Source organism: Mycoplasma sp. CSL7491-lung, assembly GCF_018913965.1.
Lineage (GTDB): Bacteria > Bacillota_I > Bacilli_A > Mycoplasmatales > Metamycoplasmataceae > Mycoplasmopsis.
On the sequence record NZ_JAHMHG010000001.1, the window covers coordinates 223144 to 238952 of the forward strand.

Annotated in this window: 15 protein-coding genes, 1 tRNA gene and 1 pseudogene; 4 read left to right on the forward strand and 13 right to left on the reverse strand. The window is 24.7% G+C overall.

The window, feature by feature from the left end; genetic code table 4:
• The first annotated feature begins 49 nt into the window (after window positions 1-49).
• Window positions 50-1237: a phosphopentomutase gene (locus KQ876_RS01045; protein WP_205851904.1), complete on the forward strand. Its 1188-nt coding sequence runs from the start codon at window positions 50-52 to the stop codon at window positions 1235-1237.
• A 66-nt stretch (window positions 1238-1303) separates the two neighbouring features.
• Here the strand turns inward: KQ876_RS01045 and KQ876_RS01050 are convergent, their stop codons facing one another.
• The 5 genes and pseudogenes from KQ876_RS01050 to KQ876_RS04280 form a co-directional block, all read right to left on the reverse strand.
• On the reverse strand, window positions 1304-2524 hold the full coding sequence (locus KQ876_RS01050; protein ID WP_216489897.1) for a hypothetical protein: 1221 nt from the start codon (window positions 2522-2524) through the stop codon (window positions 1304-1306).
• A 225-nt stretch (window positions 2525-2749) separates the two neighbouring features.
• The gene (locus tag KQ876_RS01055; protein WP_216489899.1) at window positions 2750-3205 is read right to left on the reverse strand and encodes a hypothetical protein; all 456 of its coding nucleotides are present in this window, start codon (window positions 3203-3205) and stop codon (window positions 2750-2752) included.
• Window positions 3206-3885: 680 nt separating this feature from the next.
• Complete coding sequence (locus tag KQ876_RS01060; RefSeq protein ID WP_216489901.1) at window positions 3886-5130, reverse strand: DEAD/DEAH box helicase family protein; 1245 nt, start codon at window positions 5128-5130, stop codon at window positions 3886-3888.
• A 115-nt stretch (window positions 5131-5245) separates the two neighbouring features.
• Window positions 5246-6406 (reverse strand): annotated as a pseudogene (locus KQ876_RS03785) (site-specific DNA-methyltransferase).
• A complete protein-coding gene (locus tag KQ876_RS04280; protein WP_216489905.1) occupies window positions 6396-6608 on the reverse strand; it encodes a hypothetical protein in 213 nt (70 codons plus the stop codon). The pseudogene KQ876_RS03785 and the gene KQ876_RS04280 overlap by 11 nt, the downstream one beginning before the upstream one ends.
• A 271-nt stretch (window positions 6609-6879) precedes the next feature.
• Between KQ876_RS04280 and KQ876_RS01080 the strand changes: the two genes are divergently transcribed.
• Together KQ876_RS01080 and KQ876_RS01085 are read left to right on the forward strand one after the other, a co-directional pair.
• Window positions 6880-7026 carry a hypothetical protein gene (locus KQ876_RS01080; protein ID WP_216489907.1) on the forward strand — a complete coding sequence of 49 codons (147 nt, stop codon included), beginning with the start codon at window positions 6880-6882 and terminating at the stop codon, window positions 7024-7026.
• Between the two features lie 170 nt (window positions 7027-7196).
• Window positions 7197-8507, forward strand: a complete 1311-nt coding sequence (locus KQ876_RS01085) for an IS1634 family transposase (protein WP_216489909.1) — start codon at window positions 7197-7199, stop codon at window positions 8505-8507.
• Between the two features lie 227 nt (window positions 8508-8734).
• On the opposite strand, the gene KQ876_RS01090 is transcribed toward KQ876_RS01085, so the two are convergent.
• From KQ876_RS01090 to KQ876_RS01125, 8 genes are all read right to left on the reverse strand, one after another.
• Window positions 8735-9460 (reverse strand): hypothetical protein, encoded by a 726-nt coding sequence (locus KQ876_RS01090; RefSeq protein WP_216489911.1) that lies wholly within the window; start codon window positions 9458-9460, stop codon window positions 8735-8737.
• Entirely contained in the window at window positions 9453-10877 is a 1425-nt protein-coding gene (locus KQ876_RS01095; RefSeq protein WP_216489913.1) for a class I SAM-dependent DNA methyltransferase, read from the reverse strand. Before KQ876_RS01095 ends, KQ876_RS01090 begins: the two co-directional genes overlap by 8 nt.
• Window positions 10870-11778, reverse strand: coding sequence for an IS1595 family transposase (locus KQ876_RS01100; RefSeq protein ID WP_216489916.1), 909 nt, complete (start codon window positions 11776-11778; stop codon window positions 10870-10872). Before KQ876_RS01100 ends, KQ876_RS01095 begins: the two co-directional genes overlap by 8 nt.
• Before the next feature lie 85 nt (window positions 11779-11863).
• Window positions 11864-12046, reverse strand: coding sequence for a hypothetical protein (locus tag KQ876_RS01105; protein WP_216489918.1), 183 nt, complete (start codon window positions 12044-12046; stop codon window positions 11864-11866).
• Window positions 12047-12562: 516 nt separating this feature from the next.
• The gene (locus tag KQ876_RS01110; RefSeq protein WP_216489920.1) at window positions 12563-12889 is read right to left on the reverse strand and encodes a hypothetical protein; all 327 of its coding nucleotides are present in this window, start codon (window positions 12887-12889) and stop codon (window positions 12563-12565) included.
• Between the two features lie 89 nt (window positions 12890-12978).
• A complete protein-coding gene (locus tag KQ876_RS04285; protein ID WP_216489922.1) occupies window positions 12979-14022 on the reverse strand; it encodes a Fic family protein in 1044 nt (347 codons plus the stop codon).
• Between the two features lie 377 nt (window positions 14023-14399).
• A complete protein-coding gene (locus tag KQ876_RS01120; RefSeq protein WP_216489924.1) occupies window positions 14400-14675 on the reverse strand; it encodes a DUF4357 domain-containing protein in 276 nt (91 codons plus the stop codon).
• Window positions 14676-14684: 9 nt separating this feature from the next.
• The gene (locus KQ876_RS01125; protein ID WP_216489925.1) at window positions 14685-15197 is read right to left on the reverse strand and encodes a GIY-YIG nuclease family protein; all 513 of its coding nucleotides are present in this window, start codon (window positions 15195-15197) and stop codon (window positions 14685-14687) included.
• A gap of 483 nt (window positions 15198-15680) precedes the next feature.
• Between KQ876_RS01125 and KQ876_RS01130 the strand changes: the two genes are divergently transcribed.
• Window positions 15681-15765, forward strand: a tRNA-Leu gene (locus KQ876_RS01130).
• The last annotated feature ends 44 nt before the right edge of the window (window positions 15766-15809 follow it).

Consider the following 15809-nt stretch of genomic DNA (forward strand, 5'->3'; position numbering starts at 1 on the left):
TAAGAGTAAAATTAAATGTATATTAAAAAATACAAAAAGGAGTTAATATATGGCAAAATTTAAACGTATATTTATGATTGTAACAGACGGTCTAGGTATTGGTCCTGATAGAGATCAAAAATTCTTTGGTGATGCTGGTGCAAATACAATAAGATCGGCTTCAATGGTTGAAGAATTTAAAATTGACACATGAAAAAAATTAGGAATAGGTAATATTACAAATTTAAATGGTAACTATCATGTGCCAAAAACTTTAGCATATATGGCTAAAGTTCAAGAAGTGTCTAATGCAAAAGATACTTTAGCAGGACATTGAGAAATGATGGGTATTAAAACAGTTACACCATTTCCAACATTTACGGAAACAGGGTTCCCTCAAGAATTGATTGATGAGTTATCTAAAGCATTTGACGGAAGACCAATTGTTGGTAATAAATCTTCATCAGGTACAGAAATAATTAATGAATTAGCACATGAAGAAAAGGAAAGAGGCGCTATAATAGTTTATACATCACTTGACTCCGTTTTACAAATATGTGCGCACGAGGAATGAACAGGATTAGATAATTTATATAGATATGCAAAAGCCGCTCGTGAAATTTGTTCATCGCGTCCTGAATGGAATGTAGGTCGTATTATTGCTAGACCATACATCGGTACATTCGGAAGTTTTGAGAGAACATTTAATAGACATGATTATGCAAACAAACCAAGCGAAATGATTTTGAACAGACTACAAGATAAAGGTGTCGAAGTTGTTTCGATAGGTAAAATCAACGATATTTTTGTTGGTCAAGGAATTAGTACTCACTACGCAAGTCAAGGTGATGAAGATGGCATGGATATTACGATAGAATTAGCACAACAAGAGACAGAAAACAAATTTATTTTTACTAATTTAGTACAATTTGATTCACACTATGGACATAGACGTAATGTTCACGGTTATGCCGAAAATATTGCTAAATTAGATGTTAAATTAGGCAAATTAATTAACGCAATGCGTGAAGATGATTTATTAATTGTAACTTCCGACCATGGAAATGATCCTTTATATCCAGGATTTAATCATACAAGAGAATTTTTACCTGCTACAATTTTTTCAAAAATGTTTACAAAACCAAAAGTATTACCTAACTTCCAAGGTTTAGGAACATTAGGTAATATTGTTGCTAAAAACTTTGGCGTTGATATTGTTGAAGAAACAGGTGACGACATTTTTGATCAATTAGTGTAATTAAAAAATGCAAATTTAAGTTTGCATTTTTTTATTATCTAATTACACAATTTAATATCTTCAGGATTAAGCGTTTCTGCTACTAAATAATATCTGAGACACTCTGTTTTTAATAGAATCAAATAAATCTAAAATAGTATTTATTTTTTGAGGGATTTGATTTTTATTTGCTATATTTTCTATAACACCTGCAAAGTAATTGGCTATTTCTCCTTTAAATTCATTTGATCCGATAAAATTATTGTTAATGACCAATAAATCTTTGAAATTATTAACTAATAATTGTTTATCATTTTGATTTAAACTATTAAATCTAAATGATGTTGTTCCGTTTGATTCTCTATTATAACTATATAATTTTCCTAAAATTCCTCTAATTACCATTATTTTTTGATTTATCTCTTCAGAATTTTTACCTGGTTTAGGAGTGAATAATGAACTTATGGAAGCTTCGATATCGGAATCTTTTATTTGCTCCTTAATGATGAGTTCTTTTATTTTTGGTTGTCTCTTAAACACGCTTAAATACATATTTTTTAATCTTTCAAGTGTTTCCGAAATTCCTAAAAAATCTTTTAGTTTATCAATTATAAACATTGGATTTTGCATTGATGTATTTATACCTAACTTAAAACTGTTATATAATTCTAGAAGATTATTAGCTTTTTGCAATGTTTTTTCAACATCAAGAATTTCTTTTAATATAGGTAAAATTTCATAAGAGATAATTTCTTTAGTTTCTTTTGCGCTAAAACCTAAACTAATTGTAAGATCAGAAAAAATACTTAGAACGTTTTCGATTATCAACTTCACATTTTCTTTGACTTGTGCGTCTTTTGCAACCGACACAAAACTATTTTTAAATGATTTTATATATTGCAAGATGTTTTCGTTAATTATATGTACTTCACTATTTCCGTTATTAGACTTTATTGCATAAAATTTTAGAAATTTGGAATTTTCAGATATTCTATAAGAGTGTTCATCTACTTTATCTTTTTCATTTAATTGTTGGATTTCGTTATCAATAATTTCGTTTAATTTTTCAATACCTTTTTGAATTTCTTCAATAAGAGTATTAGCTTGTAATGAATTTTGGTTTTTTAATTCATTAATAGATTGCACGTTATTTTCATTATTCAACTGAACTGTTGATTTATTATAGATAACTTCTGGGTCATCTGCTTTTTTATTATTTTGTTCATTGGCGTTGCATGATACCGCAAAAACTAGTGAACTAGTCATAGAAGGTATTAAAGTACCCAATATAAATTTTCATTTTTTCATATTTTATTTTAAAAACTCCCTAATATAAATTTAATTATCAAAATTATTATATTAAAATTTTATTCAATTTATTTTATTTGGCATAAAAAGATGCTAAATTAATATCTAATAAAAATATTTTGAAAGTATTTATTATCATCATTAAAAGATGCAAATAAAATTTAATATATTTTTAGTTCAAAAAATGGCTATTGAATAATTAAAAACGAAATTAAGAATTAACTCTTAATTTCATTTTTTCTTTAAATATCTTTTGCTAAATTTTATGGTTTGATTAGTATTAATGTTTTGTTTGATATTATTATTTACTTTGGTGTTTGTACTTCCACCACCGGCGATAATAAATTTATTTGAAGTTGCAATAGATTTGTCTACTTTAATTAGTACCGAAGATACAATTTGAACTGGTGTTGTATACTTATTAATTTCATTATAATAACCTTGATATGAATCAATTATTTTGTCAGTTTTCAAATCATCATAATCATTATTAAAATATTTAATCTCAACATTAACTTGATGTTCGATTTTATTAGTTTTATAAACTAAAATAAAATCTGGAAATTGGCGCTTGATATTACTATCTTCATCATAATATTCATAAAATATACCACTGCTTACAGGGTTACGATATAGTGAGATATTTGAGTATTTATTTTCTTTAAGATCACTTTTAAACAAATGAATGATACCATTAATAAAACTTATTTCATTTTTAGAGTCATAATAATGAAGATGTTTTTTATTTTTGGATTCTAGTAAAGCAATTAATTCATATTGATATTTTAAGTCTTGTTCGATAAATTCAATTTTAAATTCTTCATCAGAAATTTCAAAATTAATATCTGAAGGAAGTTGTTTATCGTATATTAGCTTAAACTCACGAATATCACGTTTACCAATTTCTTTTTTTGTTGTTCTAAAATGTATTTTTTAACGCCTAGGACAAACTCTTTTGATAAAAGAATATCAAAGCAGTAAATTAATATAATCACTATATTCTTTATCAAAATATTCATTCAACATTCTAACTTGTTTTAGGTTTATAATGTTTGAAAGCTTGCTTTGAAATTCTTTAACAAATTTTGTTAGTTCAACAATATTATTGATCTTGTAATTAACAAGTTGATATTCTACGTTTTTCTCTTTTTCAACTATTTTTTCTTCTTTTATTGGTAAATAACCTTTTTCTTGATACTCTTTTAAATAGAATTGATAATTACTTAATAATTTATTAGTGTTTCTTTTAATAAATTCAATAATTTGTTGACTTAAATCAATATTTATTTTTTCAACTTCTTTATTAATTTCTCCGTAGTAAAACTTATCATTTAAACTCTCTTTATTAAGTTTGTATGAACTTAATTCCCTATCTTTATTGATTTTATCAATATTATCAATATTAGAATAAACTCAATATTGATAAGCAGTGAATCATCTTTAAAATTAAAACCTGGTCTTGGATTACGTTTGATGCGACCAAGAGTTGGAATACTTAAACTATCTAAAGATACATTACGTAGTTGAACTAACATACAAGCACGCGGAATATTTCAACCCGTTACTGGACCAACTTTAAAGATTATTACATCGATATCTGAACTCTTTTTAGAAATCTCTCTTAAAGAGATTTGACCACGCATATTTGAGTCAATTTTTTCCGAAGAAAAGTATTTAGCTCAAGTAAGATTATGTTCTTCTAATTTTTGAATTATTTTTTTTATTTTTTGATCAAAATTAGTATTGTCCGCTTTTTTGTCATTCACTTGAATCAACATAGCATGATTGATATTATCTATCAATCCTTTTTCGGTAATATATTTTTGTTTAATTTGATTAAATTTATTACATGCAATATCTAATAGTCGTAAATCATCAAGTTGTTCGTTATTAATTTCTGATAAACCTTGATTTAAATGACCTGTGGTTTTAAGCAGTTTAATATCATCTTCTTTGAGTTCGTTTTCACTGATTTTAACTTGTTCGTAGATACCTTTAGGTGTAGCAGTCATATTAATTTGAAAATTAGAAGCATTCATCATTTTTTCATAAAAGTATTCGGCTTCTTTTATGTTTTTGCCTTTGATTCATGATTCTTTTGTCCCGATATGGGCTTCATCACGGATAAAGATAACAAAGTAGTTATTTGAAATTTCCGAGATAAACTTATCTAAAATACCTTGTTCAGTATAAATTCTGTCTTTACCAAACGAAGATGCTCCTAGGATAAAAACTTTATTAGTTTCTACTCTAAAAGTATAATCAGCATCCTTAACTTTGTTTTTAGAACTTGACGGAGATTCTTTTCTTTCGAAAATAATGTCATATCTGTTTTCTAAATAGAATTTATATTCGTTAAAATTATCTTCCATTTGTTTAGGTAATTCAGCATTAGATAATGTCATAACTACAAAAACAATAGGTTTATTATACCTTTGTTTATTAATAGTTATTGCTTGATCAATAAAGTTAGCAATCATAAAAGTTTTACCAGAACCTGTCGGAGCTTTAAATTCAACTATTTTAGATTTATTTTCAGTGTATGAATTATTAAAATGTTTTAATAGTTGAGAAATTGCTTTATTTTGAGTATTAGTTAGTTTCATTAGAATCATCACCTTCTAAGGAATATAGGTTACTTAAATTATTAAGCAATTCTTCGTCTGTGATATTTTTAATTTCGAATTTAGACAATGAATTTCTGAGTGTATCAATTAAATATTATGTTTTAATTTGATTTTGGTCTACACTAATATTACTATGTTCTAGGTCAAAAACATTTAGATTTTGGTGATATGGATCATTCTTTTCGGTTCATTTAAAAGTTTCATTATTTGTGCCGACACCATTATTTACTCTAAATAAGCGTTCGTAAGTAACTTCATAACCAATATTATTTTCATTGTTAGTTACAAGTGTAAAAGTTCTGTTTCCACCATCTTCTTTATTTAGTTCCATAACTGCATGACCGGTTGTGCCTGAACCTGCGAAGAAATCTAGAACACGAGCGTTTTTGTTAATATGTAAATTAATTAAGTACTTAATGAATGATTCTGGTTTTGGTGTTGAAAATTCATTGTTAGGTAAAATTGAATTTAATTTATTTTTAACAATTGTAAATGAATCTATAATCGCAATATCATTTAACATGTTTTCTTTATATTCATCTGATATTCATTTGCTTTGTATGTTAAAATTCATGAGTAAATTTGTATATGGTTTTTTTGTAATTCATTCACTTTCGTAAATTTTAATTCTTGGAACGTTATTACCATTAAAAAATAAAGGAATTTTATTTTCTAAATATTCTTCTTTTGTGAAGCGTCATGTTCTTACTATGCTATTTCCATTTGGTAAAATAATTGGGAATGTTTTAGGATTATTTTCGTTAAATTTATATGTTGCGTTACTACTAAATCAATTACCTTTTGGGTCGTTATCAATATTATTAAATTCCATTGTTGTTGTATGTTGTTTATTAAACTCTTTTATTTTTGACAATTTTTTTACGTAGCAAACTATATATTCAAAATTATTTTTAACAAAATTGGTTGACTTCATACTTGAAGAATTTGTTTGCCATAAAAAGTTAGTCACAAAATTCTATTCACCAAAAATCTCATCAATCAATACCTTTAAATATGCTTGTTCGTTATCATCAATTGATACAAAAATAACTCCATCATCTTTGAGAAGTTTTTTAGCCAATTTAAGTCTTTCATTCATCATGTTAAGTCAACCGTTACGGTTAAACTTGTCACAATATATAAATTTATAAGCACCAACATTTTCTTTGTCGTTTGCAGAATTATTTTCATCTGCGCGTGCTGATTCGGTGTTATAAGGAGGGTCAATATAAATTACATCGTAGTTATAATCTAAGCCGCGACTCTCTCTCTCTCTCTCTCTTTATTACTAATAAATTCTTAAGTACATCATAGTTTTCTCCTATGATTAAGGTATTTTTGCTTTTAACTTCTTTGAAGCTAAAAGACTTTTCTTGGTTGTGTTTAAGAACTGAAATCATTTTACTATTGATTTCTGGTGCAGCATCAAAAGTAAAACCAATTTTCACTCTTTGCATTAAAAATTGTGGTATATATCCCTTAAAGGTATTTAAAACATAACCCTTTAATAATCAAAAGATAAAGAAAAAGCAGCTATTAAGGTTGCTTTTGAATTTTTCGCTTGTTTTTAGGATTGATTATTGCTTTGTTAAGTAAATTTTTGAACTTTTGTTCTCCTGAGTTTCGGAGTTAGAGTAGTTTTTAATGCGTTTTTTAGCGCTTATATACTTCGTATATAAAAAGTAATAAGTAATTTATAATTATATACAATTTATGATATCATAGAATATGAAAAAATATGTAATTATTATCGGAAGTAATGGCGTAAGAGATTATTGTCATGTTGTTAAACCGAAAGGATTTGGTAAAGCGTACGAAAGGGTTACAAGTTTAGGTAGTGTTGAAAAGTTAAAAAGCATAAACCCAAATTTTTAGATATTTTAAAAAAAACAAATTAGTTGATTTTGAAAATATTGAAGATCCAAAAGAGCTAAAAAGAGTTTTACTCGATTTTCTAAAATCTTATTTAGAAAAAAACAGTATTAACTAATGTTAGAGTTACTACGTTTTACTCGATAGTTAGTGATTTAAATATTTTCAACTCATTGAAAAAATCGAAGCACAAAGAATTAGAAGAGCTACTTAAATATCAAATCAGTTCACGTATACTACAAAACAATTCAATTATTAAAAGTTTTCAAAATAAAGAAAAATATGTTAATAATGTCACAACTATGAAAGATACTTTTTATAATCTTTTAGATGTTTTAGTTGATAACGAAACAAATATTATTAAAAATTTAAATGAAAAAATAGCAGAAAAAACAGATAGAAATATTAAATTAATTTTCTATGATACAACAACTATTTACTTTGAAATTTTTGTAAGAGAATGGTTAAGAATTCCTAGATATTCTAAAGATGGTAAGTTTAAAGAAGATCAGGTTGTTGTAGGTATGGCTACAGATAGTAATGGAATTCCTATGTTCTTAAAAGTGTTTAAAGGAAACATAGGTGATCCAACTACTTTTATCCCATTTATTGTTGATTTGAAGAAGACTTATAACATTCAAAAAGTAACAATTATAGCTGATAGGGGTGTGTCAACAAATAAGAATATAAGATTCTTAGAAAGTCATAATTTAGACTACATAATATCATATAGATTGAAGTTATCTAATAAGGGATTTAAGGATTTTTCATTAAATCCAGAGGGTTATATTAAAGGATCTGATAATTTTAAATATAAAGAATATTTTTATTATTCAAAACGAAAAAATAAAAGAACAAATAATAAACAAAGACGTATAATAATTACTTATAGTGAAAAACGTGCTAAAAAAGACTTAAACGATAGAACAATTTTAATGAAGAATTTTCTTAAAAAACAAAACAAAAATGGTGTCGTTAAAGCAGATGATGTAATCTTGATTAAAAAATATAAATTCTACAAAAAAGTCGGAAATATGAAGTTTGTTTTAGACGCTGAAAAAGTAAATGAAGATAAGAAATATGATGGTTATTATGTTTACGAAACTTCAAGACAAGATTTATCTCCGAAAGAAATTGTTGATTTTTACCAAAAACAATGACAAATTGAAGAAAACATCAGAACATTCAAAAGTGCATTAAGAGTTAGACCTGTTCATGTTAGAACAGACAAACATATTAAAGGTCATTTCATTTTAAACTTTATATCACTCATAGTTTTAAAATACACATTATATAAATTAAATAAATTCTATTTTGATAATGGAGTTATTCAAAAATACACAAACGATAGTCTAATTTCATTATTAAACACATGTAATCAAATCAATAAAATAAGAGACGGACAAGTTATTGAAAGAAGCTTTGTCGAACCAACAATAAATTCGAATTCAGAACAAGAATTTGATGAGATAAATAATATATAAAAAATTGTATATAAAAAATCAAAAAGAGCAAATTAGGTATAAAAATAGCCTAATTTTGCTCTTTTCTTTTACAACTCCGAAACTCAGGAAAAGCAACTATTAAGGTTGCTTTTGAATTTTTCGCTTGTTTTTAGGATTGATTATTGCTTTGTTAAGTAAATTTTTCAACTTTTGTTCTTCATAATGTTGTGGTTTTGTTTTTTTAATATTTATAATAATTCCTTTCATTATAAAGACAATAAGTGGTGAGATATTTTTGTTATAAAATCTTCATAATCATTGTAAATAAGGTTATCTCCATATTGGTTTTCTAAATCTAATTGAGAATATGAAATATTAAAATTAGGATTTTCTTCAAAATATTTTTTATATTCTCGTTTGTTTTCAACATTAGGTCTAGGTATAGGTATATTAATTAGTCCTAAAAATATTTTATTAGGTGTGTGATAAAAAAGTTGATTATTATCTCTTGACAAAATTAAATATTTTTGTAAATCATCTACTGAAACATTTTCTCATTTACTAATAAAACCATTCTTATCATAATATGGTAATACATCTGTTGTAATAAAAATTTGATAATAAGGGTAATTGTTTGTCCTAATATTTGCTGTTTCTCCAAGCATATTTTCAAAATAATTATTTTTATTTTGTTTAAAATTGGACATAACAAATTTAACAGCAACACCACCAATTATTTCATTATTTTTTTCAATAGTAATATCAACTGCTTTATCCATATATCTACCATTAATTTCTTTTTCTATTCCGTTTTCAAGGTTTAAACTAAAACATTTATAAGTATCATTATTAGTTTTTAATTCATTTAATTTATGTTCTAAATCAAAAGAAATTCTTCCGTGTAATGGTTTTAGTTTTTTATTGCTTCTTGGTCCATTAGTAATATATAAATTAAAACTTTCTCTCAACACTTCTAATAATTCATTATTCATACAGTTCTCCTTTATTATTTAATGAATAAATTATATATCTTTTAATATCACTACTTGAAAAAGTGTAATATCCACCACTTTTATATTTGTTAAGTAATGTGATATATTTAACAAAATCATCATTTAAAATTTTTTTTAAATCATTTATTTTTATATCTCCTAAAATATATAATCCCGAATATACACCAACACCTTTTTTAGCAATGTTTAATTTTATATCCTTTGATGTTTTTAATAATGAGTTGATTGTAATTTTATCTTTGTGAATATCTTTTATACCTTGACTTCTACCAAAAGCATATCAAGGTGAATTTTTATCTATACTTCTTTTTTCTAATTCTATTTTATTTTCTAAAAAATAATTTTGAATATTAGATTCTAATTGATTAAAATCTAATATATTTCCTTTTTCATCATAGGGATAAATTATTTCTTTTTCTTTATTTATGGAACCCTTAAATACAGGAATAATATGTTTTGATTTAAAACCAAATGAATCTTTAATAAAAATTTTATCTGATAATGTTGCTAATCCATTTTTTACCAAAATATCATAATTATCATTTTTTAAATCATAAGTTAATATTTTATTTAGTTTACCAATATCTTTTTTTGTTCCAAAATAGAAATTATCATTTATATAAAAGTTTTTAGAATCTAATGTAGATATTAGAATAATATCATTATTTATATATTCATAATAATCGACTTTATTTTGCTTATGATTTTTATTCAAAGTAAATATTCCTGTGTAAGTTGTTATGCTTTTAAATGGTTGATTATGTTTTAAATTAATAAAACTTTCAAACATTTGATTATTTACTATATATTTTCTAAATTCTGAACCAGCTTTACTATTAATTATTGATGAAGGAGTTATATAAGACAATATACCTTTATCATTTAACATATTCATACCTAGTTCATAGAAAACAATAAATAAATCAGTCATACCATTTTTTGAAAAATTCATTTTTTTAATTGCTTCATAATTATTTTTTAAATTATGTATTCTAACATAAGGTGGATTACCAATAACATAGTCCATTTTATTATTGTATTTTTCAACATTCAAAGTATTATCATTAATAATATCTCATTTAATATTTTCAATACCTAAATTATTAATAACTTTATTTAACCTACCTATACATTTATTTCTTTCGGATAAATCTATCTCAATTCCGTGAATATATGTTTCTAATTCTTGCTCAATTCCATTATAACTTTTGAATTTTTTGTAATATTCTAAACAATATCTTTTTACTATTTCTATTAAAAAAGCACCATCTCCACAAGAATTATCAATGATATGTTTTTTTAATATTTTAGAATTGTTATATTTTGCTTGGTTTAAAATTAAATCAACAATATGAGGAGGAGTATACACTTTACCAAGTTCTTTAACTTTACTCATAACTACCACCTCTCCATATATTCTTAATTATCTCTTTAAATATCACATCATCTTTATGATTTTGTCTACACTCAAACTCATTTAGATAATATGGTAAATGCTTTTTAGAAACCTCGATATAAGTTCCTTTGAGTCCTCTTTTTAAGCAACTTCACATTCCTTCTATTCCATTAGTTAATACTCTAATGTCTTCATATCTTACATACTCTTTATTAGAGTGATTTACTACTCTATGACTAAATCAATCATCAGCATTCTTTAGGACTCTTCGATAACCTTTTCATTCATCACTAATTATAGTGGAATCTTTAGAAATATTTGTTCCTAAAAATGCTGAAATGGTTTTATCATCAACTTTATTAACTAATTCAAACTTAACCTTATTTGTATCTCTATTCTTGAGTCCTATAATTGATGCTTTTTGTTTGAAGTGAGATAAATCTGTGTTTCTATTTCTTTGGTGTTTATTAGTTTCTCTACCACCAACATAAGTTTCATCAACTTCAGTGATTCCTTCAAACATAATATTTCCATCATCATCCATAACGCTTCTAATCTTTTTAGCCATTCTTCAAGCAGTTTTATAAGTTATTCCTAAACTTATTTCTAACTCTTTAGCACTAACTCTATTTTTACTAATACTAAATAAAAAGATAGCGCGGAATCATAAACTTAATGGTGTTGAACTATTTTCAAAGATTGTGTCTTTACAAGGAAATAAAGTGTGTCCACATTTAGCAACATATCTTTTAGTTCCTTCAACATTATAATGTTTAGATATAACACCACATTTAAGACAATGGTTTAAGTCTTTATATTTAAGATTATAGATATAATCTAAACACTTTTTATCAGTTCCAAATTCTTTTTTTAAGTTCTTAATATTGTATGTTTTAGACATAAAAAACCTCCTTATTTCCTATATTATAATTATACCATATTACTTACCATAAGGGTATAAAATAATTTAGTTAATTTTAGAAGATTTACATACCGTTAAGGAATATATACCAAAATTGTTTTACCTTTTGAAGTTGAGTTTTATCTTTTAAATTATCTAAAAGCATTTTACATAATGATTTTAGATCTTTATTAAGATCATTTACAGATAATTGATCAATTTTATTTTTGTAATCCTCAAGTAATTGAGAATAATATTTATTTTCCATATATTTAATCCATTCTTATAATTTAATATATTTTAATTATAAACAATTTTTGTAATTATCATTATTGAAGATTTAATAATAAAATCAAAGTGCTTACTTATATATAAAGTGTTTTAATTAAATTATATTTTAGAATATCCATTTAATTACATAGTATTCTCTATCTAAAATAATAATTCTAGATGTTAAATTATTTTTTTGATAAATAACTAGTACAAAAAACTTATTTTTTAAATTTATTAGTATAAAATTTTATTTCTTATTTTTCTGGCTATCTTACAAAAGGATAATTGTTTTTGACTTAATATTTAATCTTAAAAAATGATATTTTTATTTTTTATATTTTAGCAAGTTTGTGTTTTAGTGTTTGTAAAATTAAAATAGGGATTGTTCGTAAATGATTATATCTTAGTAAAGACAAAAAAATAGGGTTTAACCTATTTTGTTATTGCCTTCAATTAAAATTGTTTTTAACTCACTAATTATTTGGACTATCTCAATTTATTAATGAATTTATTAAAAAAGTTCGAAAATATGCTTAATGAGTATTCTGCCATATTTAGTTAAATCTATATCCATAAACTCTTCCTTTGAAACTTCAAAAGGGCATAATTTACTATTATTAGTGCATAAACTAATTTCTTTATGCGAATTTAATAAAAATTGATAAAAATATTCTTGATCCTGTTTATTAAAATTTTGTATTAAAATATCATTTCTATGTACAACTTCAAATTTAGTATGATCAACATTATTTTCTAAATATAATTTTAGGTATTTATGCATTGCAATTTCTCTATCATCAACATTTTCTATATATTCTTTATGTTTACGTGTTGACATGTTTTTACCTCAGATATATGTTTTAAATAAAATTATCGATTAATCTATTTTATGATTACTACTATTATAGTATAACATATTAATTTATTTTATTTTTTAACATAAAAAGTAGCTTTGCCTTTTCCGCGTCTTTGAATATAATCTTCTTCCACTAACTGTTTTAACATATTTTCAATTGTAGCTTTACCAACGCTAGGAACTAATTCCATCATATCATTCTTTGTAAATTTTCCTAATTTATTATCGATTGCATTTTTTACAAGTTCAATTGTCGGAATTTTTTGTTCTATATAACCTACTCTTTTTTCAAAATCAATATAAGCAGCTAATATAGTTCTAAGAATATATTTTATAAATGGTAAAGGGTTTTCTTTGTTGTCGTGTCAACCTATACCGCTCTTTTCTAAAGCTGTATAATAACTATCTTTATTTTTTTCGATCTTTCTTTCTAAACTGATATATTTTCCAATAACATAACCTTGTTTATATAATAAAAGGGTGGTTAGCAATCTACTCATTCTACCATTTCCATTATTAAATGGATGAATACAAAGAAAATCGTGGATAAAAATTGGAATTAAAAGTAGTGAATCTATTTCTTTTTTGTCAAATGCAATATTCAATTCATTGCAAATATTTTTAATTGCGTCTCGTGTTTCGTGCGCGGATAAAGGTTTAAATCTTTCTTTTGTATCACCGTACTTATCTTTTTCAATAATAGAGTTTTGTGTACTTTTATATCTACCACCAACCCCTTTTTCGCTATATTTAAACAAATCTCTGTGAAGTTGTAAAATATAGTTACTATTAATTGGAATATACTCATAGCTTTCATGAATTGTATTGAGTACATCTCTGTATCCGATAATTTCTTCTTCATCTCTATTTTTGGGTGTAGTTTTTTGGTTCATTAACTCTTTTATTCTAACTGTAGTTGTTACAATTCCTTCTATTTTATTAGAATCTTCTACACTTTGAATTTTAGCAATTTCAACTAATTTATCTAAAACAGCAGGTTTTCTTTTTAAAAAAAGTTCTTGTTTTCCTTTGTGTTCATGAATTTGTGTTAAAAGATTTACTATTTCGCTATCTCATTTAAGTTTTTTTAAGTTTTTATAATCGAATATTTTCATTCGCCTACTCTCCTTTTGTTTCGCCTAATTATAGCATATTATTAGGCGATTATTAATAATTTAGTCGATTAATTAATACCATTGTTTAGCAGATAAATTAAAAAGCATTTTTGTTTTTTTATTAAAATACTATGAATTTTAAGAATGATCAGAATAAATTAATGAAGTAGACCTAATATTTAAGAAATATTTTATTATTTTTATATTAAACTTGGTTCCTATTTTTAAAGTTTGGCTACGAATAGAAGATATTTCGTTTAAAAATAATATTGAATAATTAAAAATGAAATTAAGGGCTAACTCTTAATTTCATTTTTTCTTTAAATATCTTTTGCTAAATTGTATATTCAACTTATAGTTTGATTAGTATCATTTTTTTATATTGTATTATCACCATTCTCTTCTATATCTTTTAAAGTTATACCATTTTCATTTTTTCAATCGGTTCTACCATTTGTGTTCATCCCTAACACAAATGCTGCTGCGTATGATGGACTATTGAAAAGATAGTTTTTTGTAAGTCTTCCATTTACTATTTCATTATTATTTTTACATTTTTTTCTAATTTCTTTTATTGTTTTAGGTATAGAATTTGAATCTTCTAATTCAATAATACTATCTTTTAGTACTACAAATCCTTCATTAGTTCTCATACATTTCGATTAAATTATCTTGTTTGATTTTTTGTTTTTACGAGAAAGATACAACATTAATTCTTTTGTTTCTTTAGGGGTATTTTTACTTGTATGATCAATTAGTGGGACAAATAATTTATATCCTAAAACACCAAGCACCATTTTTGAATATTCAATTAAGTCTTCTAGTTCTGATTCTTTTTCTTCAGTAACGTTACCAGGATTGGGATCGTTTTCATTTCTAACTTTAAATCTATCTGTGGAAACGGTCATATTAGTAAATTTATTTTCGAGATAACTTATTTCTGTTGGTCCAAACGAGTTATTTTGGGTTGTTATCATTACTACGTCGCTAAAGTATGTATTATCCCTTAAGTGTTTCGTCACTCTAAAAAGTATACCTTCACCATTTTTACGAATTCCTGCTTGTCCTATATAAACTTCATCTTCATCGTTGTCGTTTTTATCGAATAGAAAATAAACTCCACTTTGTTTCAAGTCTTGTCTATCTTTGCATTTATCAATATGTGATCTTGGCACTTCTTGGCACTTTATATACAATGCCAGTTCAATTTGCTAATGTACACTTTATTCTTCCAGTAACATCACCATCCATCAAATAGAGATTAAAATTTTTGCTATTATTCATTTTTTGTGTCTCCGAAATTTTGCTTCTAATATTTATTACTATTAAATTATAAAATAGTTCTTATTTATAATAAGAAGAAATAGAATTATAATGTATATTTTAAATTTATTTTTTTAAAAGGTTTATAATTAGTATAGGTTGATTTTTATAAGTCAGCCAAAAATAAAAAAATAAATTGAAGTCATTAGGCTTAAATGTTTTCGAAATAGTTTAATTAAGATTTAATGATACTTTATTATTTCTAAATTAGTGAAGACACTAATCGTTCTATAATTTTATTTGCGCAGCTCTAATTCGATCTAAAATAAAAAAGAGCTGTGTTTTTAATAAATAATAATTTTTAATTTTTATGAAATAATGTAAAATAATATTAAGCCCGAGTGGTGAAATTGGCAGACACGCTAGACTAAGGATCTAGTGGAGCAATCCGTGCAGGTTCAAGTCCTGTCTTGGGCACCAACATAATAAAACAATTATATTTTTTATTTATTATAAGTGATAAA